Source organism: Serratia sp. 1D1416 (genome assembly GCF_003641105.1).
GTDB lineage: Bacteria > Pseudomonadota > Gammaproteobacteria > Enterobacterales > Enterobacteriaceae > Serratia > Serratia ficaria.
On record NZ_CP032738.1, the window covers coordinates 5,228,580 to 5,250,571 of the forward strand.

Consider the following 21,992-nt stretch of genomic DNA (forward strand, 5'->3'; position numbering starts at 1 on the left):
GTAAATCTATCACTCTTAAAGCCCATCCTGCACCTTTCAATCGCTATAAATCATTTTAGGCAATCATTCCGGCGAATGTGACAAGGATATACGCCGGGAAATGACTATCATTACGCTCACACGTCACCTGAATGAATGAGATATCCGATGCCGGGTTTATTTGATTCCTATACGCTTAAAGACATTACTCTGCGCAACAGAATTGTCGCGTCCCCCATGTGCCAGTATCAGGCAGAAAGCGGCTTTGTTAACGACTGGCACAGGACGCATTATTCTATGCTGGCCCGTGGTGGCGTGGGCTTGCTTATCGTTGAGGCCACGGCCGTTACGCCGGAGGGACGCATCACTCCGGGGGATCTGGGACTCTGGAGCGATGCGCATACGGAAGGCTTTGCTTCAGTCGTCACGGCAATCAAACAGGCTGGTTCGGTCGCCGGCATCCAGCTTGGACATGCGGGTAGAAAAGCAGGATGCACACCCCCCTGGAAAGGCGGCACGCCACTGAATAGTCAGGATCCGCAGGCATGGACTCCGGTCGCAGCCAGTGCCATACCCTTTGCTCAGGGGAGCGACTATGTTCCTCGCGAGATGTCTCTGGCTGATATTCAAAAAGGGGTAAACGACTTCCGGGAAGCAGCTCATCGCGCCTGTGACGCAGGGTTCGAATGGCTTGAGCTTCACTTTGCCCACGGCTTTCTGGCGCAAACTTTCCTTTCATCAAAGACCAACACGCGGGATGACCAATACGGCGGCTCTCTGGAAAACCGTGCACGCTTCATGCTTGAGGTGGTAGAGGCCGTCAAATCCGTATGGCCGTCGCATCTGCCTCTCACCGTTCGCCTGGGTGTCGTTGAGTTTGATGCCTGTCCCGAATACAGTTTTTCTGAATCTCTGCAGGTGATTCGCTGGCTGAAAGAAGCAGGTATCGACTTTGTCGATGTTGGCCTGGCACTAACTACGCCAGATGAGCAGGTACCGTGGGGGCCGAATTTTATGGTTCCCTGGGCTGAACGGGTGCGCAGAGAAACAGGCATACCCGTTTCGACAAGCTGGATGATCACCCGCGCCAGCGATGCCAGTCACTTTATTCAGGATTCAAAACTCGACCTGGTGTTTTTCGCCCGCACACTGCTGGCCAATCCTCATTGGATTTTTCAGGCAGCACGGGAGCTTAACCTGCCCGCTCCAGAGTCTGTTTTGCCGGTTCCGTACGCGTACTGGCTGCAAAGCTGGGCAGAATAACTTACCGCCGTTGTTTTCCGATGGCGCAGCAGCTATTGATTTGGTACTAAAGGAAACGAAGATGACAAACAATATTAAAGACAAAGTAATTGTAATCACCGGTGCTTCAAGCGGTATGGGCGAAGCTGCAGCTCGCCACCTGGCTAAAAATGGTGCCAAAGTGGTACTTGCCGCCCGACGATCCGATCGTATTGATACTCTGGCTCGGGAAATCAACGAGCAAGGCGGAACGGCAATTGCTATAGCAACAGATGTCACCCGCGAAAATGACGTTAAAAAGCTCGTTGATACCGCCGTTAATCAACTGGGGCGTATTGATGTATTGATTAATAATGCAGGCGTTATGCCGTTGTCACCGCTTGACCAGGTTAAGGTCCGCGAATGGAATCAGATGATTGATGTGAATCTCCGTGGTGTTCTGCACGGAATCGCGGCCGCCCTGCCTTATATGAAGGCCCAGAAGTCGGGACACATCATCAATACAGCATCCGTTGCAGGTCACCTGGTTTTCCCCGCATCCGCGGTTTACTCCGCCACAAAATATGCCGTACGCGCGCTCACTGAAGGGCTAAGAAAAGAAGCCAGCGCTTATAACGTCCGTGCAACCATCATATCTCCGGGAGCCGTCTCTACAGAGTTGCTTGAACATATCAGCGATAAAGACGTGCAGGCTGTTAATCAGGAGTATGTTGGCAAAGTCGGCGTTCCGCCGGAAACCTATGCCCGCATGGTAGCTTTTGCCATCAATGAACCAGAAGATGTCGGTGTTAACGAAATCATATTCCGACCAACAGCTCAGGATCTGTAAACCGAGCTGTGAAAACGGGAGAGCCTTGCTGTCAACTCTCCCGCATTCAAAGATACCCAGCATGCTGGGAAGAAAAGTGCGTAGCGCAGAGAGGCTGCTATGAGCGAGGAGCGGAAATTCATTTATGCACTCGCGTTTTTGCTTAAAGGGCCAATGGAGTTTTAAATTTACATGGCCCTGTCACTCATTTACTCGTGGTTATGATCTCTTAGAAAAACAGTCAGTACGTCCTTGGGTGGGGTTGTACCACTTTCTGAAAGTAGCCAACCTACAGCACCGCGATGGTATGTTCCGTGAAACAGCACATGATTGAGCATGTCCACCGCCTTCATCTCTCCAGATCCGCCATCGACAAATTGGAATTTAATTGTTTCAGCAAGGTCAGCGGGGGACATAGAATTGATATGTTGAATATACCAGTCTGTGCATTCAGTCATCGTTATCAGAAGTTCATCGGCAGAAGGGGTCTCTGGTGTGTTCAGTGCAGTGTAGGAATGTTTCTGACCGGTAATGTTAGCTCTGAAGATCATATCAACCACATGTATGTGGTTCATCAACCTGAGCGTCAGATGGCGTTTTTCTGCATTAGCAGAAGCATCAATTCTTTTAATCGCTTGTAGAGTTTCAATATCTATCCAGCGCTTGTATTTGAACAGCGTAACTATCGTGTCAGTACCCATGCGTCACCTCTTTTATCTATTTTATGATCATATCAGTAACATGTAGGGCTCTCTACTAACTTCCGCTTTTGGCACAGCGGACTACCGCAGTGCCAACGGCTACAAGCGGGCCATGGGCGCAGCAGCTCGCTTGCCCTCTGAATCATCGAAGGCTTTTCGGGATGCCTCAATATCCTGCCAGGTATCCCTGATCCAGTCAGTGAATCCCGCCAGCGGCTCCAGCATCGACCGGCCTCGGTCAGTGAGTTGATATTCCACCCGTGGTGGAAGCTCGGGGTAATAATACCGGGCAACCAGGCCATCCCTTTCGAGATTACGCAGGGTCAGGGTCAACATACGCTGCGAAATGTCGGGAATGCCGCGTCGGATGGCGCTAAAGCGCATAGGCGCCTCCGGTGAAAGCGCCAGTAGCGAGATAACAAGGATTGTCCATTTATCACCCAGCCTTGCCAGCACACTCCCCGGTGCGCAGGGTGTCAGTTTTGGTCCATCCGGTGTTTCGATCACGGGTCTGCCATTAATCTCGCGCGCCATAATTTTTCTCCGCTGGATATCCCCAATGGTTATCTTTGTGTAACTGAGGACCAAAAATGTGCCGTCTTGTGAACAGAATAGCACTGGTTCCATACTGTGACTGACAATAGTTACCCTAAGGAACCACCATGACACACACCGCAGAATTCCTCATCTTTGGCGCTACCGGGCAGCAAGGTGGCGCAGTGGCCCGCACGTTACGGCGGGCCGGACGGCAAGTCCGTGCTTTCGTACGGGATCCGCATGGCGAAATGGCCAGGGCGCTGACGACAGAAGGTATCGCGCTCGCCGTCGGCGATTTGTTCGACCGCCCCTCCATTGACCGTGCAATGGCAGGTATCCAGGGCGTATTTAGCGTTCAGACCAGTTCTCCGGCAGGCGAGATAAGCGACGAGCAGGAGGTTATGCAGGGAAAAGCCATTGCCGATAGCGCCCTGGCGGCGGGTGTCCGCCATCTCGTCTATTCTTCGTCCGGGGCGGCAGGAAAAGGCCCTACCGGCATGGGGCATTTTGACAGTAAATCAAAAATTGAAGATTACCTTCGCGCCTTGCCGCTCTCCACGACCATCACGCGTCCGGCAAGCTTTATGGAAATGATGCTGCTGCCCGGCATGGGGCTTAACAGCGGCAATTTTTTCTTCTTCATGCAACGCCATCAGGCGATGCAGATGATTGCGCTGCAAGACCTGGGGCGCATTAATGCCCAAATCCTGTGTGCTCCTGAACGTTATCGGGGGCAGACGCTGGAACTGGCCAGCCAGGCATTGACCGGTGAAGACTTGCAGCGTGCTTTCTCAGATGCCGCCGGTCATCCTGTTCATTATCACCGCTTTACTGACAAGCTGTTAGCGCAGAACACTTTTCTTCGCCAGCTCACGGCGTTGGTAGACAATGGCATTGTCGCAGGCTCGGCGGATATACCGGCGCTCGAACGGGAGTTCGGTATGATGATGACGCTAGAGCAATGGCTGGCCGGGCCCGCCAAGCAGAGCTTTAACGCGGCGCTTAACGCCCCACAGGCCAATCTCGTCCTGCGATAGGTCGATAGCCGGAGTTGCCCGCCTCCGGCTGCTTGCTCGTTGTATGTCCGTAGCACAAAATTATCCGCCGGCAGAGGCGCCGCCAGTTCCCCCTGCAATTAATAGCTCGGCATCTCACCGCTATCCGCCTGCCAGAGTCTTGATTTCAGCCAGTAGCCAACGCTCAAAGTCCTCTAATGCCGCTTCATTGGCGCCGGTTTCCGCCGGTTTGACCAAACAGAATTTTTTGCTCAGGCTGTCTGATTCTGGCCAGGGCGCAACAAGCGCGCCGCTGCTCAACTCATTTTCGACATACATACGCGGCACCAATGCGACGCCTTGCCCCGCCGTTGCGGCAGCGATGGCCATCTCATGCAGATCATAGCGCACGCCCTGAGCGGGATTATCCAGGCTTATCCCGCTTTCCCGGGAATAGTGCTGCCAGGCATCCGGATTCTGCCTGCGGTGAATCCGCGGCAGTTCGTTTAACGGCTCGCTGACGTTCTTATCCGTTAGCAGGTCAGGATGGCATACGGGCAGCAGTTTTTCCTGAAACAGAAACTGCATGCGCATGCCCGTCCATGCGGGATGTGCAAAATGAACCACGGCGTCAAAGCCGCTTCCGGTCAGAATAAAAGGGTCCGTTCTGGCCGCAATATTTAACGTTATGTCCGAGTACAAGGCGTTAAAGCCGGCCAAACGGGGTATCAGCCACCGGCTGGAAAACGTCGGCAGAACGGCAATATCCAGACTCCTGCTGCCGGCAGGCATCCCCATGATGGACTGCGTATCCCTTTCGAGCCGTTCGAGCGTTTCGCGCACGTGATGCGCATAGCGCGCTCCGACAGGGTTAAGCCTTACGCGGCTTCCCGTCCGATCAAACAGTCGGCAGTTCAGCAAAGATTCAAGACGCGCAATCTGGCGGCTAATGGCCCCTTCGGTCAGCGCCAACTCCTCTGCCGCCCGGGCAAAATTGCCGTGCCGCGCGGCGGCATCAAAAGCCTGCAGGGAAGCGCTGCTGGGTATTTTTTTACGCATATAAACGGCCCCCTCGCTCGGTACGCACAACACCCTTTTAGTGAGTTAATGTCACTAATAAATGAAATATTATCGATTTATCATCGTCAAAATAGCTTATAGCATGATGAAAGGTCATTAAACACGATTGCTGTTTTACTATCCCATTATGCGAAGGTGAGTTGATGTTCTATATCGTGGAATGTTCGTATAACGATCCTGCCAGCGAGGCAGAGTGGAATCACTTTTATAGTCAGGAAAAGCTGCCCGCGCTGATCTCGGTAAGCGGGTTCAGGGCTTCTCAGCGCTTTCGCGCCGTTCAAGCTGGCTGCCCTGCTTATCTCGCCATTCATACGGTAGGGGGAGCGGATGTTCTCAGCAGCCAGGATTATCGGCTGAAGGGAGGCGGTAATTTCGCCCGTTGGCAGCCATATATCACCGACTGGCATCGTAACCTGTATCAGTGTGCAGATCCGGCTCCGGCAGTATCCCCAGAGGAAATCCTGCTATTTAGCGCTCAGCCGATAAACGCGATAGAGGCCGAGCGGAGCTACCAGAGGCTGGACATGCAGGCCGCAGGACTGGATAACTTCCCGCTGCGTCGTGTGGCATACGTTCTGCCGCGTGAAAAAGCCGGGTTATTGGCGAATATCCCCGGCGTACATCTCTACGAAGCGCTGACAGTACAGTTACAGGGTTCGGCTGAGGATCAGCAACGAGATGGCGTACGCCGGCAGTGATGGAGAACGATATACGTCCCCGCTTAACAGACGGGTTAGATCTACGGCGCCACAAATATATGCCCGCAACTCATCCCGAGGTATTTATGAACCATCCGGCCTCCCCGTTCCGCCAAATTGGGGATTTTCAGGTTACCGCTCTGAGTGACGGCGCTATCTCTGCCAGTCTGGATTTACTGTCAGGCATTGAAACGGCTGAGGCAGCGGGCATTCAGCACCACGCCGGGATCGCTGAACCCGGCAATATCCCGATCGGCGGTTATCTTATCCGCGGCCGGGGACGCACCATTCTGGTTGACGCCGGCGCCGGAGGGCTGAACAACGTCGGCGGGCAGCTCAAGGTAAACCTCACCGCCGCCGGAGTCAGCCCCGGCGACGTGGATACCGTCTTATTAACGCACTGCCATCCCGACCATATCGGCGGCCTGCTGGACGCTGAGCAGCGCCCGGTCTTTCAGCATGCCGAACTTCACCTGCACCCTCTCGAAGCGCAATACTGGCGGGATGATGAAAAACGTAAAATTGCCGGTGAGCGCGGGCAGCGTAATTTTGCGCTGGCCCGTCAAACGCTGGACGCCTACGCACAAAACCTGCGTTTTTTTAGCGGGGACCAGATAGCGACAGGCATCCTGCCCGTTTGGCTGCCGGGCCACACGCCCGGGCATACGGGGTTCCGGATTGATTCGGGTGATAAATGCTTATTCATATGGGGGGATATTGCCCACTACCCGCATATTCAGTCGGCGCGACCGGACGTTTCTATTTTGTTTGACGTAGACCCCGCGTTAGCCAAAAAGACCCGGAGAACGGTGCTGCAACAGGCCGCTAGGGAAAAACTGATTATTGGCGGCATGCACCTGGGCCACGCGGGATTTGCGACCATTCTCATGAATGATGAGGGGTATCGTATTTCCTACGCTGAAGAATAAACGGCGCTGGCGCCCGCATTGCTGCGATAACGCTAAGCCGGATAGCCTCCGGCTTAGCCACGGCATCAGATGCTTAATCCGCCGGCGATATCAATGGCGCTGCCGGTGATATACGCCCCTTGCGGCCCCGCCAGGAACGCCACCATTGCCGCCACCTCCTCCAGCGTGGCGATGCGGCGGATGGGGTGAAGATCCATCAGGAATTCCGGCACCGTTTCGCCCAACGCCTCACGCGACATATCCGTTGGCATAACGCCAGGCTGGATAACGTTTACCGTGATATTCTTGCCGCCGAGATCCCGCGCTACGCCTTTCGCATAGCCGACAATGGCCGCTTTGGTTCCGGCATAGTCGGCGGCGCCCGCAAAGGGAACGTGGCCGCCCAGCAGCGAGCCGATAAAGATGATCCTGCCTTCCGCAGACAGAACCTGCGCGGCGGCACGGGTAATCCCCACAGGCCCCATCACGTTGGTTTGCCACTGCCGGTCAAGATTAGGGGTATCCAGCTGCGGATCGTCCACCGTTTTCCCCTGAACGGCGATGGCCGCGTTATTCACCAGAATATCCAGCCTGCCGAACTGCGAGACCACCGCCTGCACAAGCGGTTGCGCCGCCGACATATCGGCCTGATCGTTCTGAATGGCCAGCGCCCGTACGCCCTTCGCACGCAGTTTTTCCGCCACCGCCTCGGCTTTTTCACCGGATGCAACGTAAGTAATCGCCACATCCGCGCCCTGCTCGGCGAGCTGCTCGGCGATAACGGCGCCAAGCCCGCGCGATCCACCGGTTACCAGCGCCACTTTACCCGCTAATGATTTCTGCATAACCAATTCCTTCCGTCAGTGAGAGTTACCCATTAATGGGGTCTGGAACGTTTCATGACATCAATATCGTAATGAACGTTATGAAATTAGACTTATACCGTCAAGCGATTTAATATCGATCGTTATGAAATAATGAGGCCATGTCATGGGACGTACGCGCGAATTTGATGTCGTCCAGGCGCTGGATGCGGCGCTTGGCGTTTTCTGGAGCAAGGGGTACGAGGGAACCTCGTATTCTGATTTAACCAAGGCTACAGGCGTGGAGCGCCCTGCGCTCTACTCCGCCTTTGGCAATAAGGAATCGCTGTTTCTGCACGCGCTGGCGCATTACAACGCGCACTATCTGGATTTCTTTCCGGCGGCGCTGGCGCAGCCAACCGCAAAAGCGGTGGCGGCGTATATGCTGCGCGCCGCAGCGGATTTACATACCCGCTATCCGGAGCACACCGGCTGCCTGGGAATCAACGGTGCACTGGCGTGTTCTGACTTGGCCAAACCGGTACAACAAGCGTTGATCGAAACGCGTGAAGCCGGCGAGGCGCAGCTGCGCGCCAGGTTCGAGCAGGCCAAAGCCGCAGGCGAGCTGTCGCCAACCACCGACTGCACCGCCCTGGCCGCCTATCTGTGTACCGTACTGCATGGCATGGCCATTCAGGCCAAGGCGGGGTTCGGACGCGACAAGCTGGAAGCGATAATCAATCAGGTGCTGGCAGGCTGGCCGTCGTGACGTGTTTAGACATGCAGGGAATGTTCGGCGACTCCCCGTCGATTAACGCCGCATGCATACAGAGGATAGTCACGTCCGCTCCGAGCGAAAAGCGGAAGTTCATAACTTTTTACTGTCTAACAGACATTAATAACATTGTTTTGTATTAATCAACGGAGAGTTGCTCGCCTCTAGTTAGATGAAAAAAATGCGCATATCACTACAATGTATAATCATTGACAATAGTGAATAAAATTGTATATGACTAAAAATTCACCATGCTTTAATTAAACCAATTGATATTTTTATTAAATAATGATAAATAAATACCTTTAACGCGAAGATGGAATTTTAAAAATGGAATGGAGATTTTTAGGTTCTATATCAGATGCCAGAAAGTCCGGCTGTAGTGGTGTTTATCTTATCATTCATCAAGGGATATTTAATCGTGTTGTTTATGTTGGAGTGAGTTGTAATGTAGGAAGAAGGATAAATGAACATTATGAAGGTTACCTGAGAGGAAATCGAACAATTTACAATGCAGGTCACAATGATGACGTATATCGTCTTATGTCAACTTACAAAATTCGAAATCATATAAAACACTATCAGTCCTTGGCAAAGAATTATGAAATATGGGGTTCAACTACACTGCATTTTGATTCACCTATAAACATATTAGCAAAAAAACAGACTTTTGATGCCAAATGGGAGAGCATTGCATTTGAAAAATATATACCTCAACTGGTAGTATGGGCCCTGCCAATGGCCAATTACTGTTCTTCAAATGCAACTAAAATTGAAAGTGTAATCCAATCAAAGCTCATTAAATCTTTTGATTTAAGAGGTTTTTTTAATGCTAAAGACTTAAGCATTTTGGGTAAAATTGAGAAACCTTATTTAGAAAATATTAAATATCTTATTATTGATTCTCCTGATGTAGACGCGGCATCCAAACTTATTTTTGATAATTTATTTTTAAAAAGAATCGATGGAAACTTTGGCAAAGAATTCCATTCACAATTTGAAAGTGAGATTTTTCAGAGGGAAAAAGAAACTCTGAGAAAGCGAGCAACTAGGAACCAAATGGTTTCTCTTTATGAAAATTATGGAAAACCTTGGACTTTAAAGGAAATGGAAAAACTAAGAGTCATGCTAGTAGATTTTGAGTTGTCACCAACAGAAATATCTGATTACCTTGGAAGGGATCCTCGTTCTATTTCTAAAAAAATAATCGAAAATGATAAAATTACTAATCGTAAGTGGCGAAATAGCGTCGGATGGTTATGACGTTACATATTGATGAAATAAACCAATCTAGCAACTTCAGCTCTTGGCACGAAGCGGGCAAGCTAACTGAGCTGAAGGTCCGCTGTAGCGAAAGCGGACTACTTTAATGGCTATTACGCTAGTACACACAGTGGAAGACATACAGGATTATTTTTGGCCTGCAATGACAACGCCTCCGTTAATTCTTTAATGGATAACATTTTGTCCAGTTGTAATTGACCCTCGCTAATGTCAGCTCTCCGGCAACATCGCCGAAATTAATAGTCTGACGTTCAATAAAAAATTGACGCACGGTTACGGGTAAAAAAGCAGCACTGTAGCGCAGAAGCGTGCTGTGCCAGAATGGTGCAGGTAAAGGGCTGCCAGTATGTCGCATCAGCAACTCATTTTTCCAGTGCGAATCCAGAACCTTTTCACAAAATGACTGGCGCATGTCTATCGCAGAACGCTCAGGGATCCCAGCAAGCAACAACTGACTGGACAACGCAACTAACCGGAGATCCCTGATAACAATTTTTTTCGCATGAAATTCAGTCCAAATCTTTGCCAATTGATCCACTTTCGCTGGCAATTGCTCGTTCACTTTATACAGTGGCAGGGTCAGGGGTAAGAAAGTGAAATGGAAACCCTGTGTTGGCAGCGTATCGGCAAGTGGATCATCCTTTGCAAGTCTTTTTAATTCATCAATAAGATGTGAGACACAACCGGGCACAGAGGGCTTAATGCCTGCTGCAAGAGCGAGTTTTAGTGGATCGTAGTAGTTTTCTTCTCTGATTTCCCCAATTCCTGCATTTTTCCCCCACATTGCGATGGTGTTCTCGTTTGCAGAAAGATACGTCTTTTGCAGGCTTACTGATTTCATGACAGACCTTATGGCTGAAGTGTGAACACAGATAATTGATTATTAATCATCTTTCTGTCAGACATTTTAGACTATGTGACCTGCCCCCGTTGATTAGTACACCCCGATTGACCCGCAGGCGATCCATATGCCGGAGGTCAGAGTGATACCCCACCCAGATATCTTTGGACGGCGGTGACTCCAGCACGCTAATGGACTGCATGCAACTTTACCCTGCCCCAGGCATCTGAACTTGGCGTTGACATCCAATACAACGGCAATGCAAAGGGCCGTTTTAGGTGCCCCCATTTTGCCAGCATGGCTAATTCTCATACGCCGCAGTATGGAAATCTATTTCCCACTGAAGCACGTCACCATACAGCGCCGACAGCGTCTGCTTTTCGCATTCGCCAAGTGCTATGGTACAGCGGTCCAGTTCGTCCTTCAGCCAGCAAGCCTGCTGGTAAAACCCCTCTTCCGCATGCATTTCTACCCAGCGCCGGACGTCCGCATCGCTCTGGCTTTGCTCACTCGCCCGTCGGCACCAGCAGTAATACATCCATTCAGCGCCGAACATCATGGTGATGATTTGTTCATAGCTGCCCTGCTGGGCCGTCTGCAACATACCATTGCGAAAGTGCCGTACGCCGGGCAGATCGTCAGGGTAATCAGCGGGATTAATCCGGCGCTCCGCCAATACCTTTTCAAACCAGGTAATCTGCGTTTCAACCAGCGCATTTAGTACACCGATCAACCAACGCTGCTGAGTCATATTCGGTGCCTTGCTGATGCCCAGGGCAAAAATCGCAATCGCCGTGACGACAAAGTTACCCTCAAATACCAGATAGCGGTTAAATACCCTCGTTGCTAACCGATCCTGCTCAATATCAACCACAAAACGGTGCTGCTGCATCGCCTGCCAGACCTGCTGATGTTCGCGCAGCAAACGCTCGCTAAACGCTTCCATTACGCATCCTCCAAAGCGGCCTGAGCGACCGACATAAAGTGCTTAACCCTCGCCAGTTCAACGTCGTTCCACCACACACCATCAACCTTCATGGTGCTGGCGACGATCACCCCCTGGGTATGTCCAAGGATCTGGCAGACGTTAGCAGGTGTCACGCCGGACCCCACCAACAAGGGTAATTCTGTCGCAGCGCGAATCTCATCAATTTCTTCCATGGTGGCGCTATCTCCTGTGCGCTGGCCGGTGGCAATCACCGCATCGGCCTCGAAAAAGTCCACATCTCGAGTCAGCTCCTGAATCGAGCGATCGGCAACGATTGCATGGCTACCGTGCTTGACATGACTATCGGCAAAGACGCGAATATGTTCAGCACGCAGCTTACTGCGGTAGCGTAATGCCTTAGCCGCGGCCCCTTCAATAAAACCTTCGTTGGCGATATAGGCATTGGCCCACTGGTTTACGCGGACGAAATCGGCCCCGCCCGCCAATGCGGTAGCCATCGCAGGAATAGCGGCATTAGCCAGTACGTTAATCCCAAGCGGTACACCGAAGCGCTCGCGAATTTTCTCGGTAATGACCGCCATCAGCGCTGACGTTTCAGGGCCAATATCTTCAGGTTTGGAAAAGGGAATATCGCCGTGGTTTTCTACAATCAGGCCATGAACGCCGCCTGAAATATAATTATCAGCGTCGCGAATCGCACGCTCGACAATATCACTCACTGATGAACCTCTATATTTAGGCGCGCCAGGAAAAGGGGCGCAGTGAACGACACCAATAACGACTTTATTACGTGAAAAAATAGCTTGTATTGCATCCGGCTTTTCTGCTGAGATAGTAACCATCTTATCCTTCCTATTAAGGGAACACTATGCGCGTTTACGTTACCGGCAATATTACCGTAGATGAAACCTGGTCCATTTCTGACATACCACAAAAAGGAGCTTCAATTCATGGGGTTAAAATCTCGCAGGATATCGGCGGTAAAGGCGCGAATCAGGCGATTATATTGTCCCGCTGTGGAATAGAAACGCGTTTAATTGCCGCCACGGGAAATGACAGCAACGGAACCTGGATCCGTCAGAAGATAAAAAAGGAACCTCTGACACTGCTACCCGACTACCATTTAAATCAACATAGTGACACCTCGATTATATTAAACAGTGCCGATGGCGATAATGCTATTATTACAACCACCGCCGCCGCCGATACATTCAGCCTCGATGATATTATGTCACATATGGCTGATGCCGCCCTGGGCGATATTCTGCTGCAACAGGGGAATTTCTCGCTGGGAAAAACTCGCGCCCTGTTCCAGTTCGCCAAAACGCGGGGTATGACCACGGTATTTAACCCCTCGCCGGTTAATCCTGACTTTTGCCACCTGTGGCCACTTATCGACATCGCGGTGGTCAATGAATCAGAGGCGGAACTGCTACAGCCTTACGGCGTGAAAACCTTAGTCATTACCCGGGGCGCTGCCGGAGCCTGGCTGCTCCGTGAAGGCCAGCGCCAGTTCTGCTCCGCCCTCCCTGTCGAAGCGCTTGATACCACCGGCGCGGGCGATACTTTCCTCGCCGTGATGCTGGCATCTGCGCTGCTGCGCGGGGTGGCGCCGGATGGCCTGGCGCTTGCTCATGCCAGCCGCGCTGCCGCCATTACCGTTAGCCGCCGAGGTACGCTCAGCGCGTTTCCTGACGGCCATGAACTCGCCGCCCTGTTCGCCATGGGCGGCGCGTACTGACTTACTTGAACAGCGAACGGTAGGTATCAACGTTCGCTTTGGTCACCACCGTGGCCGGAACCAGAATGGTTTTCGGCACGGTCTTACCCGAAGTTATGCTGTTCAGCGCTTTCAGGGCTTCAGCCCCCATCTGTTCCGGATCCTGCTGCAGCACTGCGGTAACGTAGCCACTGTCAATACCCGAAATCGCCTTCGCCGTCAGATCCCAGCCAAAGACTTTAATATCCTTCTGACGCCCCTGGTTTTCCACGGCGGCAATTGCCCCCAGCAGCGCGGGTTCGCCGGTGGCATATATCGCCGTCAGATCAGGGTTGCCGGTAATCAGGTTTTCCGCTGCGGTCATCGCTTTATCCTGCACGTTCTGGCCGTCGACGACGTCAGCGAGGGTAATTTTCGGATTACTTTTCAGCGTTTCTTCGAAACCCTTCTGCCTCTGATTCTGAATCGCCGAGTTCAGAGCACCGACGATACCCAGCCGCGCCTGACCTCCCATCTCTTTCTGCACATAGTCAACGAAGTATTTACCAATGATTCTGCCGCCTTCGATATTATCAACGCCGACCTGAGCCGCCTGAGGTCCGACCGGCAATACGGCATCAATAGCAATTACCGGAATGTTTGCCGCGGCGGCTTCTTTTACCGCCGGCATAATTCCGTTAACGTCGATAGCGGCAACCAGAATTCCTTTAACGCCTTGTTGAATATAGTTTTCAATCGCGTCATTTTGCGCAACTGGATTATCGTTAGAGTTAAAGATAACTAAATCCTTGCCACTGGATTTTGCTGCATCCTGCGCGCCTTTATTCATCAGATTAAAAAACAGGGCCTGCTGGTTGATCTGCACCAAAGCATAAGTTGGACTCGCAGCACTGGCAGCAGAAACAAAACTGACTGATGCCAGAATCGTCGTTGCTATAGCAATAAAACGCAGTTTTCCGGTGTTAAATAACATCATCATTATCCTCGTCGGGAATTGTTGATAACCAGTAGAATTCCGCGCAGCATGCAAACGCAGAAAAATTATTTTTTGGCGGGCAAATATCGTGTATATGGCCAGAACAATCGAGGACCGTTCGGCTAGCACCGGCTTGAATTCATTCCGGCAACCGGTCCGTTTCGGTGCGCTACTGGAATGTCTTAAGCGGGTTTGGGAATGACTTCCCGGATGATGCGGTAAACTGCCTATACAATTCTCCGCCGATTAAATTTTGTCAAGCATTTATTTCACGTAATTGTTGCCAGAGAAATTGCTGTATCCACTGAGCTTAACTATGTTACAGATAGCCGATTCTGGCAGAAATGGCGCAGGAAATGAGTATAAAACGCGTATTGTTATCCGATGTGGCAAAGCTGGCGGGATTGTCGAAGGCAACCCTGTCGCGCTATATGAACAACAGTATTGTGCTACCGCAGGACACCATAGATCGCATCGAAACGGCTATCCACGAACTGGACTATCGCGGCAATAGCCTTGCACGCCGCCTTAGCAAGGGCGACAGCGAAACCCTTGGCCTGGTGCTACCCGATATTACCAACCCTTTCTTTGCTGAACTGGCCGATGCCGCCGAAGAGGCCGCCTCTGCCAGCGGCTACAGCCTGGTGCTGTGCATCACCCGCAATAACCCGGAAAAAGAGTGTCAGTTTATTCGCTGGCTGGATACTTGCCAGGTCGATGGTCTGTTGTTCACCACTAACCGCCCCGATAACGGCCTGCTGCGCAAAGAGATCCAGCGTCACGAACGCATTGTGCTGCTGGATGAGGACATTCCCGGCAGTAAGGTACCGAAAGTTTTTGCCGATAACGTACAGGGCGGACGAATTGCCACTGAAAAGCTGATTGCCGCCGGGCATCGCCATATCGCCTTCGTTGGCGGGCCGGACAAGTTGATGAGCGTCCGCGAACGTTATCAGGGATTCTGCACCGCTATGGAGCAGGCCGGTCTAAGCTGGCCAGCTGAATGGGTAATGTACGGCGACTACCAGCGCGAGTTCGGCCAACGGGCGCTAGAGTACCTGTTTAGCCAGCCGGTTCGTCCTACTGCCGTCTTTGCCGCCAGCGACTATCTGGTGCTTGGCCTGCTCGACGGGCTGCGCGCCAGCGGGCTACAGGCACCGGCGGCATTGTCGCTGGTCGGCTTCGATGACGCCAACTATGCCGATTTTACCCAGCCGCGTATCTCAACCATACGTCAGCCTGCACGGGAACTGGGCCGCACCGCAGTGAACATCATGCTGCGCCTGCTGAACAACGAGAAAGATATCCCCGCTGAAACCCGCCTGCCGGTTGAATGGATTAGCCGTGATTCGATCAAGATTTGTTAAGCACGTCCCAAAATGGCGCAAAAGCGCACAGTTTTGGCGCAAAAAACGCTCAACTTAAAATCTCTTCACTATAATCAGTAAACCGGTTTACCGAAGTGCAATAAAAAAATTTATTTATTACATATAGTTAAATGATAGGGCTGCTGTGTTGTTCCTGCCCTGGCACGGATGCTGCAATGTTCTTACTGGCGAACAAATATCTAAAATAACGTTGGCCTGACTGTGTTTGCGAGTACTCCTCTCCTCAGGTAAACCGGTTTACTAGACTGTAAACCGTGTTGGATGGCGTATCTCCCACAGGATGGCGAACATTTTCCCTGCAATAGCGATGGGAGTTAACAGATGCAGCAGCCACAAACTATCCCGCCAAGGGTAGAGATGATCAACATCACCAAGACCTACGGGTCGATACGTTCATTGCGCGGCGTCAACCTGGAGCTGGCTCCGGGCGAAGTGCTGGGCTTAGTGGGCGATAACGGCGCGGGGAAATCAACCCTGACCAAAGTGCTGTCTGGCGCGGTGATCCCCACCAGCGGCATGATCCGTATAGACGGCGAACAGCGTCAGTTTGCCAATCCGGCGGACTCTCGGCGTTGCCATATCGAGATGGTGTATCAGGATCTATCTCTATGTGACACGGTGGATGTCGCGGGCAACCTGTTTATGGGCCGCGAGCCGATGAAATCTGTGCTCGGTATTCCCTTTCTCGACGAAGCCAAAATGCACGCCGATGCCCGTGAGATGCTAAAAGGGCTGGGAATTTCCATTCCCGACACCCGCCTGCTGGTCCGTAATCTCTCCGGCGGCCAGCGCCAGGCTATTGCCATCGCCCGTGCGGCGGCTTTTGCCCCTAAGGTGCTGATTATGGATGAGCCAACCGCCGCACTTGCCGTCGCGGAAGTAGAAGCGGTTCTGGCGCTCATCCGTCGCGTTTCCGCTCGCGGTGTGAGCGTGATTCTGATTACCCACCGCCTGCAGGACCTGTTCCTGGTCTGTGACCGGATCATGGTGATGTATGAAGGGACCAACGTCGCCGATCGGCGGGTGGCCGACACCAGCCTGAGCGATATCGTCAATCTGATTGTGGGCGAAAAATTCACCGCCCACTCTGCGGCTGCACACTGAGGTAACAGGATGAGTATCATGAACTTAAGCAGCTCCCGCATGATCCAGCATTCACTGCCGCGGCGCCTACTGCATAACCACTCGGGCGTGGTCAGCATCGCTCTGTTTTTCGTCTTCTGCTGCGTGGTGTTTTCACTGATCACCAGTAACTTCCTCACCGGCACCAACTGGCTGAATATCATCCGCCAGAGCGCTCCGCTGCTGATCGTCGCGACCGCGATGACCCTGGTGATTACCACTGGTGGCATAGACCTGTCGGTTGGCTCCACCCTCGCGCTGGTCGGCGCGCTCTCCGCTATCGCCCTGAATAACTGGGGACTGCCGTGGCCAGTGGTCCTGCTCGGTGGTCTGTTGCTCGGCGGGCTGGTTGGCGCAGTCAACGGTTTCTTCATTGCCTATGAAGGGATACCGGCGTTTATCGTCACCCTTGCCACCCTGGCTGTAGTACGGGGTATCGCGCTGTTGGTGACCCAGGGCTACTCGATTCCCGTTCCAGCAGACAGTCCGTTTACCTTTATTGGTCGCGCCTGGGTTATGAGTATTCCGATGCCGGCGCTGATCGGCATTATGATTCTGGTCATCGGGCATATCGTACTGAACCATATGCGCTTTGGCCGCTACGTTACGGCTATCGGCGCCAACGCCGAAGGCGCACGACGCAGCGGGATTAACACCAAAGCGGTGACGATGAAGGTGTACATCATCAGTGGCATGGCCGCTGCGCTGGCCGGAATGATTATTACCGCACGCCTCGGCAGCGGATCCTCCAACCAAGGCGAAGGCTTCGAACTGCAGGTGATCGCCGCCGTTGTTCTTGGCAGCACCAGCCTGTTTGGCGGCTTCGGCACCATTATCGGCACACTGTTGGGCGCGCTGTCGATTGCGGTGATTCAGAACGGGCTGATCCTGTCGCATATCTCGCCGTTCTACACTCAGATAGCCACCGGCACCATTATCCTGCTGGCTATCTGGCTGAACACCCGCATTCTCAACCCCATGCGCTCTGCGGCAAAAGGATAGCTGATGAAAGGATCGATTTTTCGCCACCCCATTCCGCTGCCGATAGGCGTCAACAGCGGTTACGTAATGACGGTGCTTGGTCCGCTGCCTATTAGCGAGATGGGCGTCACGCTGATGCATGAGCATATTCTGCTGGATGCCTCCGGCAAATGGGTGCCCCCCTGCTGCTGTAGCGATCGCCACCTTGCCGAAATGCCGGTGAAGATAGAAAACCTCGGCGAACTGTCGCTGAATCCACTGATGAGCCGTGATAACTGTCAACTGTTTGACGTCGAGGTGGCGATTGAAGAACTGACCAAATATCGCGCCCTTGGCGGGGAAACGGTGGTCGATCCGACCAATATCGGTATTGGCCGCGATCCGCAAGCGCTGGCGCGCATCGCTCGCCTGACCGGGCTGAACATTATTATGGGTACCGGACTCTATCTGGAACCGTCGCATCCCGAGTGGGTAAAAACCAGCAGCGTCGAACAGTTGACCGAGCGGCTGATCTACGACCTCGGCGGCGCGGAGGAGAAGCCGGCAGTGCTCGCCGGGCTGATCGGTGAAATCGGTATCTCCAGCCGCTTTACGTCGGATGAAGAGAAGTCTTTGCGTGCAGCAGGTCGGGCAAGCGCCGCGACCGGCGTACCGATCGAAGTACATCTGCCAGGTTGGGAGCGACTTGGTCATCGGGTGCTGGATATTCTCGAACAGGAAGGCGCCGACCTACGCCATACGGTGCTGTGCCATATGAATCCGAGCTTTGCCGATAAGCGCTACCAGCGCGAACTGGCGCAGCGCGGAGCGTTCCTCGAATACGACATGATCGGCATGAGCTACTACTACGCCGACGAGTCGGCGCAATCGCCCTCTGACGAGGAGAACGCTCGCGCCATCTGCGAGCTGATTGACGACGGCTATATCCAGCAGATTTTACTGTCGCAGGATGTGTTCCTGAAAACTATGCTCACCCGCTATGGCGGCTACGGCTACGGCTACATACTCAAGCATTTCGTTCCTCGCTTGCGGCGCCACGGCGTCAGCGGCGAACAACTGGAAACCTTGATGATTGGAAATCCCCAACGGGTCTTTGGCGGATAAAAGGAAAATAATAATGCAGAAGAAAATTTTACTGGTGGGTGAATCCTGGACCAGCACTTCAACACACGTTAAGGGCTTCGATCAGTTTGCCACTGCCACCTGGCATACCGGCGCAACGGATTTTTTGGCCGCGCTGGCAGACAGCAACTACGCCATTACCTATATGCCAGCCCATGCGGCGGCGACCGAGTTTCCGCTAACGCAGGAAGCATTACAGCAATGGGATGCGATTATCCTGTCGGATATCGGTGCCAATACGCTGCTGCTGCATCCGGATACCTGGCTGAAAAGCTGCCGTACCGCCAACCGTCTGACGCTACTGCATGATTATGTTGCGGCTGGTGGCGCGCTGATGATGATTGGCGGCTATTACAGCTTCCAGGGAATTAACGGCGGCGCACGCTATCGCAATACCGCAGTGGAGAAAGTGCTGCCAGTGCGCTGCCTGGCATGGGACGATCGCATTGAAACTCCGGAAGGCTGCTATGCCGAGGTGACGGGATCCCACGCGCTGTTTAACGATATTCCGGGCGAGTGGCCGTGGCTACTGGGCTATAACGAAGTGGAAATGCATCCGCAGGGCAAACTGCTGGCTACGGTCGCCGGCACCGGTCATCCGCTGCTGGCCGTTCGCGAATATCAACAGGGTCGCTCGCTGGTATGGACCAGCGACATGTCAGCACATTGGCTGCCAGAAGAGTTTGCCAAATGGCCCGGCTACCGCCAACTGTGGATTAACTGCCTCGACTGGCTGACGGAACGCGGCTAATGACCACCACCCTAGAACTGGCCCGGCAACTGCTGGGCTTTAACACCATTAACCCGCCGGGTAACGAAACCGACTGCATGCAGTTCTTTGCCGATTGGCTTCGCGATAGCGGCTTTGAGGTTTCGCTGTCGTCGTTCGGCGAGGGACGCAGCAATCTGATCGCCAGGCTACCTGGGTCGACGGCTGGCAAACCGCTGGCCTTTACCGGCCATCTGGACACAGTTCCGCTCGGCAATGCGCAGTGGCAGTACGATCCTTTCGGCTCACAGATGGATGCAGGGCGACTTTACGGACGCGGCGCCAGCGATATGAAAGCGGCAGTGGCGGCTTTTTCCGTCGCCTGCATTCAGCAGCGCAAAGACATTCTCGCCGGGCACGGTGCGGTATTGCTGATCACCGGCGGGGAAGAAACCGGCTGTGACGGCGCACGGGCGCTGATCGAGTCGGATAAGTTACCGGAGATTGGCGCGCTGATCGTGGGTGAACCCACCGCCAATTACCCGATTATCGGGCATAAAGGCGCGCTTTGGCTTCGCTGCGAAACTCGGGGGAAAACTGCGCACGGCGCGATGCCGGAGCTGGGGATTAATGCCATCTATCTGGCGGCGGATGCCTTGGGCAAGATTCGACACTTTTCACCAGGTGCACCGCATCCACTGATGAAGCAGCCCACGCTTAACGTCGGACGCATTGAAGGTGGGCTAAATATCAATTCCGTTCCAGACCACACGCGTTTTGATGTGGACATCCGCAGCGGCCCCAATTTACAGCACGCGACCATTCGACAGCAGTTGACCACTCTGCTTGGCAAGAGCGTAACGGTTTCCACGCTGATCGATCTGCCTGCGGTACTGAGCGAGGAGGATAACGCATGGATAAAACAGGTTTATCAGCGCTGTCAGCCACTGCACGAAAAGCCGCTGGAACCTCGCGTGGTGCCCTACTTCACCGACGCATCTCTGCTGCTACCGGCGCTGGGTAATCCACCCTGTATTATTCTCGGCCCCGGAGAACCCTCCATGGCCCACCAGACCGACGAATACTGTCTGCTCAGCCGAATAGACGAGGCAGAGCGGCTATATGGAGATATTATTCGCGACTGGATGCGTAAGTATTGAATGCCCCCCGATATCCTTAAACGGTTCCGTGCATCATGGGAAGCGTTCGTTCAGGCAGGCAGTTTCTGCCCTCAAGGTGGGGCCTTTTCGAAGACCTCGGGGCTGACGCCATCGAGATGCCGGTGGCGTCATGTCGAGAACGGCAATTGCCACGGCGACGCCTACTAAAAAAACCTTCTTTAATCGCTGGATGAATTTCCCGCAAGATAAAATATTAAATACATGCCGGGAGAACTTTCAATTTCCAGTGAAGTATAAGTGTAATGGTGGATCGTATTGCATTCATCAATAATGGTTTTGTTGCCTGCACCGATTTTACTGACATTATGCCGAGCCCACATGGTGCGAAACGGTTCACTTCTGTTGAGAAGATCCTGAATAACATCATCAAAACTTTCTGAATTACTGCTCGCTCCATAATACGCCCTGAATGCGGCGCGACAGCGTTTGCGTTTTTGCTACCCGCGAAAGCATCGCCATAAGAGTCTTGCTGTAGGGCAGCCTTACCGCCCCGGGCGGCGACTTGCCACTCCTCCGCCGTGGGTAAGCGATAACCGTTAGCTTGGGTATCCTGCGTAAATTGGTCGGTTGAGCTATCGCGCGCGGGATCACCGTTCTTATTGAGGTAAACCGGTTTGAGCCCTGATTTCTCACTCAGCGCGTTTGCAAAAACCACCGCATCTGACCATTCGACATTGGTAACCGGATGCATACCGTTGTCGGTGGCAACGGGTAGGCAGTCTTCGTAACTGGCACCGTTACATCCGGCACCAAATGCATAACCATGCTCCAGTGCCCATTCATGAACATCGGTATAAGACCGGTAGGTGACTTCAGAACGCATGATACGAAAGGCTGTTAGTGTGATGTTGGAATGTGCGACATAGTCATGCCGGCCAAAAACATCGCCTGCATAATATTTACCACCAGCAACCACGACGTCATCAAAAGGTTGCGCTACTGCGGCAAAGGCAAAGAAGGCCAACGGCAAAAAGAGGAGCTTATCTTTCACAAAACCATCTTGGCTGATTAAAAACAGCCACTTAACTGGCTGTATTCCAAAGGCCGAAAACTATAACAACGTTTTTATTCGAAGCTATACGCATTCTGTAAATAAACTTTAATAGCCTCTCCCCCGCCCTCACGGGCTAACCCGCAAAGCGGATGTGCCGGATTTACCGAGTATGAACAAAAGGGCGTGCTGCTTCAGGTTC

At 52.9% G+C, this 21,992-nt stretch carries 22 protein-coding genes and 2 pseudogenes; 14 read left to right on the top strand and 10 right to left on the bottom strand.

The window, feature by feature from the left end:
• The first annotated feature begins 147 nt into the window (after positions 1-147).
• Together D7I37_RS25330 and D7I37_RS25335 are read left to right on the top strand one after the other, a co-directional pair.
• A complete protein-coding gene (locus tag D7I37_RS25330; RefSeq protein ID WP_129544625.1) occupies positions 148-1,242 on the top strand; it encodes an NADH:flavin oxidoreductase/NADH oxidase in 1,095 nt (364 codons plus the stop codon).
• 61 nt (positions 1,243-1,303) lie between these two features.
• On the top strand, positions 1,304-2,050 hold the full coding sequence (locus D7I37_RS25335; protein WP_129544626.1) for an SDR family oxidoreductase: 747 nt from the start codon (positions 1,304-1,306) through the stop codon (positions 2,048-2,050).
• Between the two features lie 188 nt (positions 2,051-2,238).
• Here D7I37_RS25335 and D7I37_RS25340 read toward each other — a convergent pair whose 3' ends face one another.
• Together D7I37_RS25340 and D7I37_RS25345 are read right to left on the bottom strand one after the other, a co-directional pair.
• Positions 2,239-2,730, bottom strand: a complete 492-nt coding sequence (locus tag D7I37_RS25340) for a DinB family protein (RefSeq protein WP_129544627.1) — start codon at positions 2,728-2,730, stop codon at positions 2,239-2,241.
• A gap of 99 nt (positions 2,731-2,829) precedes the next feature.
• Positions 2,830-3,264 carry a helix-turn-helix domain-containing protein gene (locus D7I37_RS25345; protein ID WP_129544628.1) on the bottom strand — a complete coding sequence of 145 codons (435 nt, stop codon included), beginning with the start codon at positions 3,262-3,264 and terminating at the stop codon, positions 2,830-2,832.
• Between the two features lie 128 nt (positions 3,265-3,392).
• On the opposite strand from D7I37_RS25345, the gene D7I37_RS25350 reads away from it, so the two are divergent.
• Entirely contained in the window at positions 3,393-4,304 is a 912-nt protein-coding gene (locus D7I37_RS25350; protein ID WP_129544629.1) for an NmrA/HSCARG family protein, read from the top strand.
• Between the two features lie 120 nt (positions 4,305-4,424).
• On the opposite strand, the gene D7I37_RS25355 is transcribed toward D7I37_RS25350, so the two are convergent.
• Positions 4,425-5,321: a LysR substrate-binding domain-containing protein gene (locus D7I37_RS25355; RefSeq protein ID WP_129544630.1), complete on the bottom strand. Its 897-nt coding sequence runs from the start codon at positions 5,319-5,321 to the stop codon at positions 4,425-4,427.
• A gap of 164 nt (positions 5,322-5,485) precedes the next feature.
• Here D7I37_RS25355 and D7I37_RS25360 point away from each other — a divergent pair, with 164 nt between their 5' ends.
• Positions 5,486-6,040 (top strand): sugar ABC transporter, encoded by a 555-nt coding sequence (locus D7I37_RS25360; RefSeq protein ID WP_129544631.1) that lies wholly within the window; start codon positions 5,486-5,488, stop codon positions 6,038-6,040.
• An 86-nt stretch (positions 6,041-6,126) separates the two neighbouring features.
• Entirely contained in the window at positions 6,127-6,969 is an 843-nt protein-coding gene (locus D7I37_RS25365; protein WP_129544632.1) for an MBL fold metallo-hydrolase, read from the top strand.
• 65 nt (positions 6,970-7,034) lie between these two features.
• Here D7I37_RS25365 and D7I37_RS25370 read toward each other — a convergent pair whose 3' ends face one another.
• Positions 7,035-7,793: an SDR family NAD(P)-dependent oxidoreductase gene (locus D7I37_RS25370; protein ID WP_129544633.1), complete on the bottom strand. Its 759-nt coding sequence runs from the start codon at positions 7,791-7,793 to the stop codon at positions 7,035-7,037.
• Between the two features lie 145 nt (positions 7,794-7,938).
• Here D7I37_RS25370 and D7I37_RS25375 point away from each other — a divergent pair, with 145 nt between their 5' ends.
• Both D7I37_RS25375 and D7I37_RS25380 read left to right on the top strand, forming a co-directional pair.
• Positions 7,939-8,520 (top strand): TetR/AcrR family transcriptional regulator, encoded by a 582-nt coding sequence (locus tag D7I37_RS25375; protein ID WP_129544634.1) that lies wholly within the window; start codon positions 7,939-7,941, stop codon positions 8,518-8,520.
• A 336-nt stretch (positions 8,521-8,856) separates the two neighbouring features.
• Positions 8,857-9,789 carry a GIY-YIG nuclease family protein gene (locus tag D7I37_RS25380; protein ID WP_129544635.1) on the top strand — a complete coding sequence of 311 codons (933 nt, stop codon included), beginning with the start codon at positions 8,857-8,859 and terminating at the stop codon, positions 9,787-9,789.
• Positions 9,790-9,967: 178 nt separating this feature from the next.
• On the opposite strand, the gene D7I37_RS25385 is transcribed toward D7I37_RS25380, so the two are convergent.
• The 3 genes from D7I37_RS25385 to D7I37_RS25400 all read right to left on the bottom strand — a co-directional run bounded on the left by D7I37_RS25385 (position 9,968) and on the right by D7I37_RS25400 (position 12,442).
• Positions 9,968-10,651 (bottom strand): hypothetical protein, encoded by a 684-nt coding sequence (locus D7I37_RS25385; RefSeq protein WP_129544636.1) that lies wholly within the window; start codon positions 10,649-10,651, stop codon positions 9,968-9,970.
• Positions 10,652-10,952: 301 nt separating this feature from the next.
• Positions 10,953-11,597 carry a TenA family protein gene (locus tag D7I37_RS25395; RefSeq protein ID WP_129544637.1) on the bottom strand — a complete coding sequence of 215 codons (645 nt, stop codon included), beginning with the start codon at positions 11,595-11,597 and terminating at the stop codon, positions 10,953-10,955.
• A complete protein-coding gene (locus D7I37_RS25400) occupies positions 11,597-12,442 on the bottom strand; it encodes a BtpA/SgcQ family protein (protein WP_129544638.1) in 846 nt (281 codons plus the stop codon). The genes D7I37_RS25395 and D7I37_RS25400 overlap by 1 nt, the downstream gene beginning before the upstream one ends.
• A 26-nt stretch (positions 12,443-12,468) precedes the next feature.
• Here D7I37_RS25400 and D7I37_RS25405 point away from each other — a divergent pair, with 26 nt between their 5' ends.
• Positions 12,469-13,341, top strand: a complete 873-nt coding sequence (locus tag D7I37_RS25405; protein WP_129544639.1) for a PfkB family carbohydrate kinase — start codon at positions 12,469-12,471, stop codon at positions 13,339-13,341.
• A gap of 1 nt (position 13,342) precedes the next feature.
• Here D7I37_RS25405 and D7I37_RS25410 read toward each other — a convergent pair whose 3' ends face one another.
• A complete protein-coding gene (locus D7I37_RS25410; RefSeq protein WP_129544827.1) occupies positions 13,343-14,296 on the bottom strand; it encodes a substrate-binding domain-containing protein in 954 nt (317 codons plus the stop codon).
• 344 nt (positions 14,297-14,640) lie between these two features.
• Here D7I37_RS25410 and D7I37_RS25415 point away from each other — a divergent pair, with 344 nt between their 5' ends.
• From D7I37_RS25415 to D7I37_RS25440, 6 genes are all read left to right on the top strand, one after another.
• Entirely contained in the window at positions 14,641-15,663 is a 1,023-nt protein-coding gene (locus D7I37_RS25415) for a LacI family DNA-binding transcriptional regulator (protein WP_129544640.1), read from the top strand.
• 378 nt (positions 15,664-16,041) lie between these two features.
• Positions 16,042-16,788 (top strand): ATP-binding cassette domain-containing protein, encoded by a 747-nt coding sequence (locus D7I37_RS25420; RefSeq protein WP_165283125.1) that lies wholly within the window; start codon positions 16,042-16,044, stop codon positions 16,786-16,788.
• 18 nt (positions 16,789-16,806) lie between these two features.
• A complete protein-coding gene (locus D7I37_RS25425) occupies positions 16,807-17,808 on the top strand; it encodes an ABC transporter permease (RefSeq protein WP_165283126.1) in 1,002 nt (333 codons plus the stop codon).
• Between the two features lie 3 nt (positions 17,809-17,811).
• Positions 17,812-18,891 (top strand): phosphotriesterase, encoded by a 1,080-nt coding sequence (locus tag D7I37_RS25430; RefSeq protein ID WP_129544643.1) that lies wholly within the window; start codon positions 17,812-17,814, stop codon positions 18,889-18,891.
• A gap of 13 nt (positions 18,892-18,904) precedes the next feature.
• A complete protein-coding gene (locus D7I37_RS25435; RefSeq protein WP_129544644.1) occupies positions 18,905-19,660 on the top strand; it encodes a glutamine amidotransferase in 756 nt (251 codons plus the stop codon).
• Positions 19,660-20,778 (top strand): M20 family metallopeptidase, encoded by a 1,119-nt coding sequence (locus D7I37_RS25440; RefSeq protein WP_129544645.1) that lies wholly within the window; start codon positions 19,660-19,662, stop codon positions 20,776-20,778. The genes D7I37_RS25435 and D7I37_RS25440 overlap by 1 nt, the downstream gene beginning before the upstream one ends.
• A 179-nt stretch (positions 20,779-20,957) precedes the next feature.
• Here D7I37_RS25440 and D7I37_RS27135 read toward each other — a convergent pair.
• Positions 20,958-21,164: pseudogene (locus tag D7I37_RS27135) on the bottom strand (transcriptional regulator); the annotation flags it as partial.
• An 89-nt stretch (positions 21,165-21,253) separates the two neighbouring features.
• Positions 21,254-21,790 (bottom strand): annotated as a pseudogene (locus D7I37_RS27505) (SUMF1/EgtB/PvdO family nonheme iron enzyme); the annotation flags it as partial.
• Positions 21,791-21,992: the final 202 nt, after the last annotated feature.

Bases quoted from the DNA above. Each gene is read 5' to 3' on its own strand.
- D7I37_RS25395 (WP_129544637.1), bottom strand. From the start codon at position 11,597: ATGGAAGCGTTTAGCGAGCGTTTGCTGCGCGAACATCAGCAGGTCTGG.
- D7I37_RS25410 (WP_129544827.1), bottom strand. From the start codon at position 14,296: ATGATGTTATTTAACACCGGAAAACTGCGTTTTATTGCTATAGCAACG.
- D7I37_RS25355 (WP_129544630.1), bottom strand. From the start codon at position 5,321: ATGCGTAAAAAAATACCCAGCAGCGCTTCCCTGCAGGCTTTTGATGCC.
- D7I37_RS25340 (WP_129544627.1), bottom strand. From the start codon at position 2,730: ATGGGTACTGACACGATAGTTACGCTGTTCAAATACAAGCGCTGGATA.
- D7I37_RS25415 (WP_129544640.1), top strand. From the start codon at position 14,641: ATGGCGCAGGAAATGAGTATAAAACGCGTATTGTTATCCGATGTGGCA.
- D7I37_RS25420 (WP_165283125.1), top strand. From the start codon at position 16,042: ATGATCAACATCACCAAGACCTACGGGTCGATACGTTCATTGCGCGGC.
- D7I37_RS25400 (WP_129544638.1), bottom strand. From the start codon at position 12,442: ATGGTTACTATCTCAGCAGAAAAGCCGGATGCAATACAAGCTATTTTT.
- D7I37_RS25350 (WP_129544629.1), top strand. From the start codon at position 3,393: ATGACACACACCGCAGAATTCCTCATCTTTGGCGCTACCGGGCAGCAA.
- D7I37_RS25365 (WP_129544632.1), top strand. From the start codon at position 6,127: ATGAACCATCCGGCCTCCCCGTTCCGCCAAATTGGGGATTTTCAGGTT.
- D7I37_RS25345 (WP_129544628.1), bottom strand. From the start codon at position 3,264: ATGGCGCGCGAGATTAATGGCAGACCCGTGATCGAAACACCGGATGGA.
- D7I37_RS25335 (WP_129544626.1), top strand. From the start codon at position 1,304: ATGACAAACAATATTAAAGACAAAGTAATTGTAATCACCGGTGCTTCA.
- D7I37_RS25330 (WP_129544625.1), top strand. From the start codon at position 148: ATGCCGGGTTTATTTGATTCCTATACGCTTAAAGACATTACTCTGCGC.
- D7I37_RS25360 (WP_129544631.1), top strand. From the start codon at position 5,486: ATGTTCTATATCGTGGAATGTTCGTATAACGATCCTGCCAGCGAGGCA.
- D7I37_RS25430 (WP_129544643.1), top strand. From the start codon at position 17,812: ATGAAAGGATCGATTTTTCGCCACCCCATTCCGCTGCCGATAGGCGTC.
- D7I37_RS25385 (WP_129544636.1), bottom strand. From the start codon at position 10,651: ATGAAATCAGTAAGCCTGCAAAAGACGTATCTTTCTGCAAACGAGAAC.
- D7I37_RS25440 (WP_129544645.1), top strand. From the start codon at position 19,660: ATGACCACCACCCTAGAACTGGCCCGGCAACTGCTGGGCTTTAACACC.
- D7I37_RS25370 (WP_129544633.1), bottom strand. From the start codon at position 7,793: ATGCAGAAATCATTAGCGGGTAAAGTGGCGCTGGTAACCGGTGGATCG.
- D7I37_RS25380 (WP_129544635.1), top strand. From the start codon at position 8,857: ATGGAATGGAGATTTTTAGGTTCTATATCAGATGCCAGAAAGTCCGGC.
- D7I37_RS25425 (WP_165283126.1), top strand. From the start codon at position 16,807: ATGAACTTAAGCAGCTCCCGCATGATCCAGCATTCACTGCCGCGGCGC.
- D7I37_RS25435 (WP_129544644.1), top strand. From the start codon at position 18,905: ATGCAGAAGAAAATTTTACTGGTGGGTGAATCCTGGACCAGCACTTCA.
- D7I37_RS25405 (WP_129544639.1), top strand. From the start codon at position 12,469: ATGCGCGTTTACGTTACCGGCAATATTACCGTAGATGAAACCTGGTCC.
- D7I37_RS25375 (WP_129544634.1), top strand. From the start codon at position 7,939: ATGGGACGTACGCGCGAATTTGATGTCGTCCAGGCGCTGGATGCGGCG.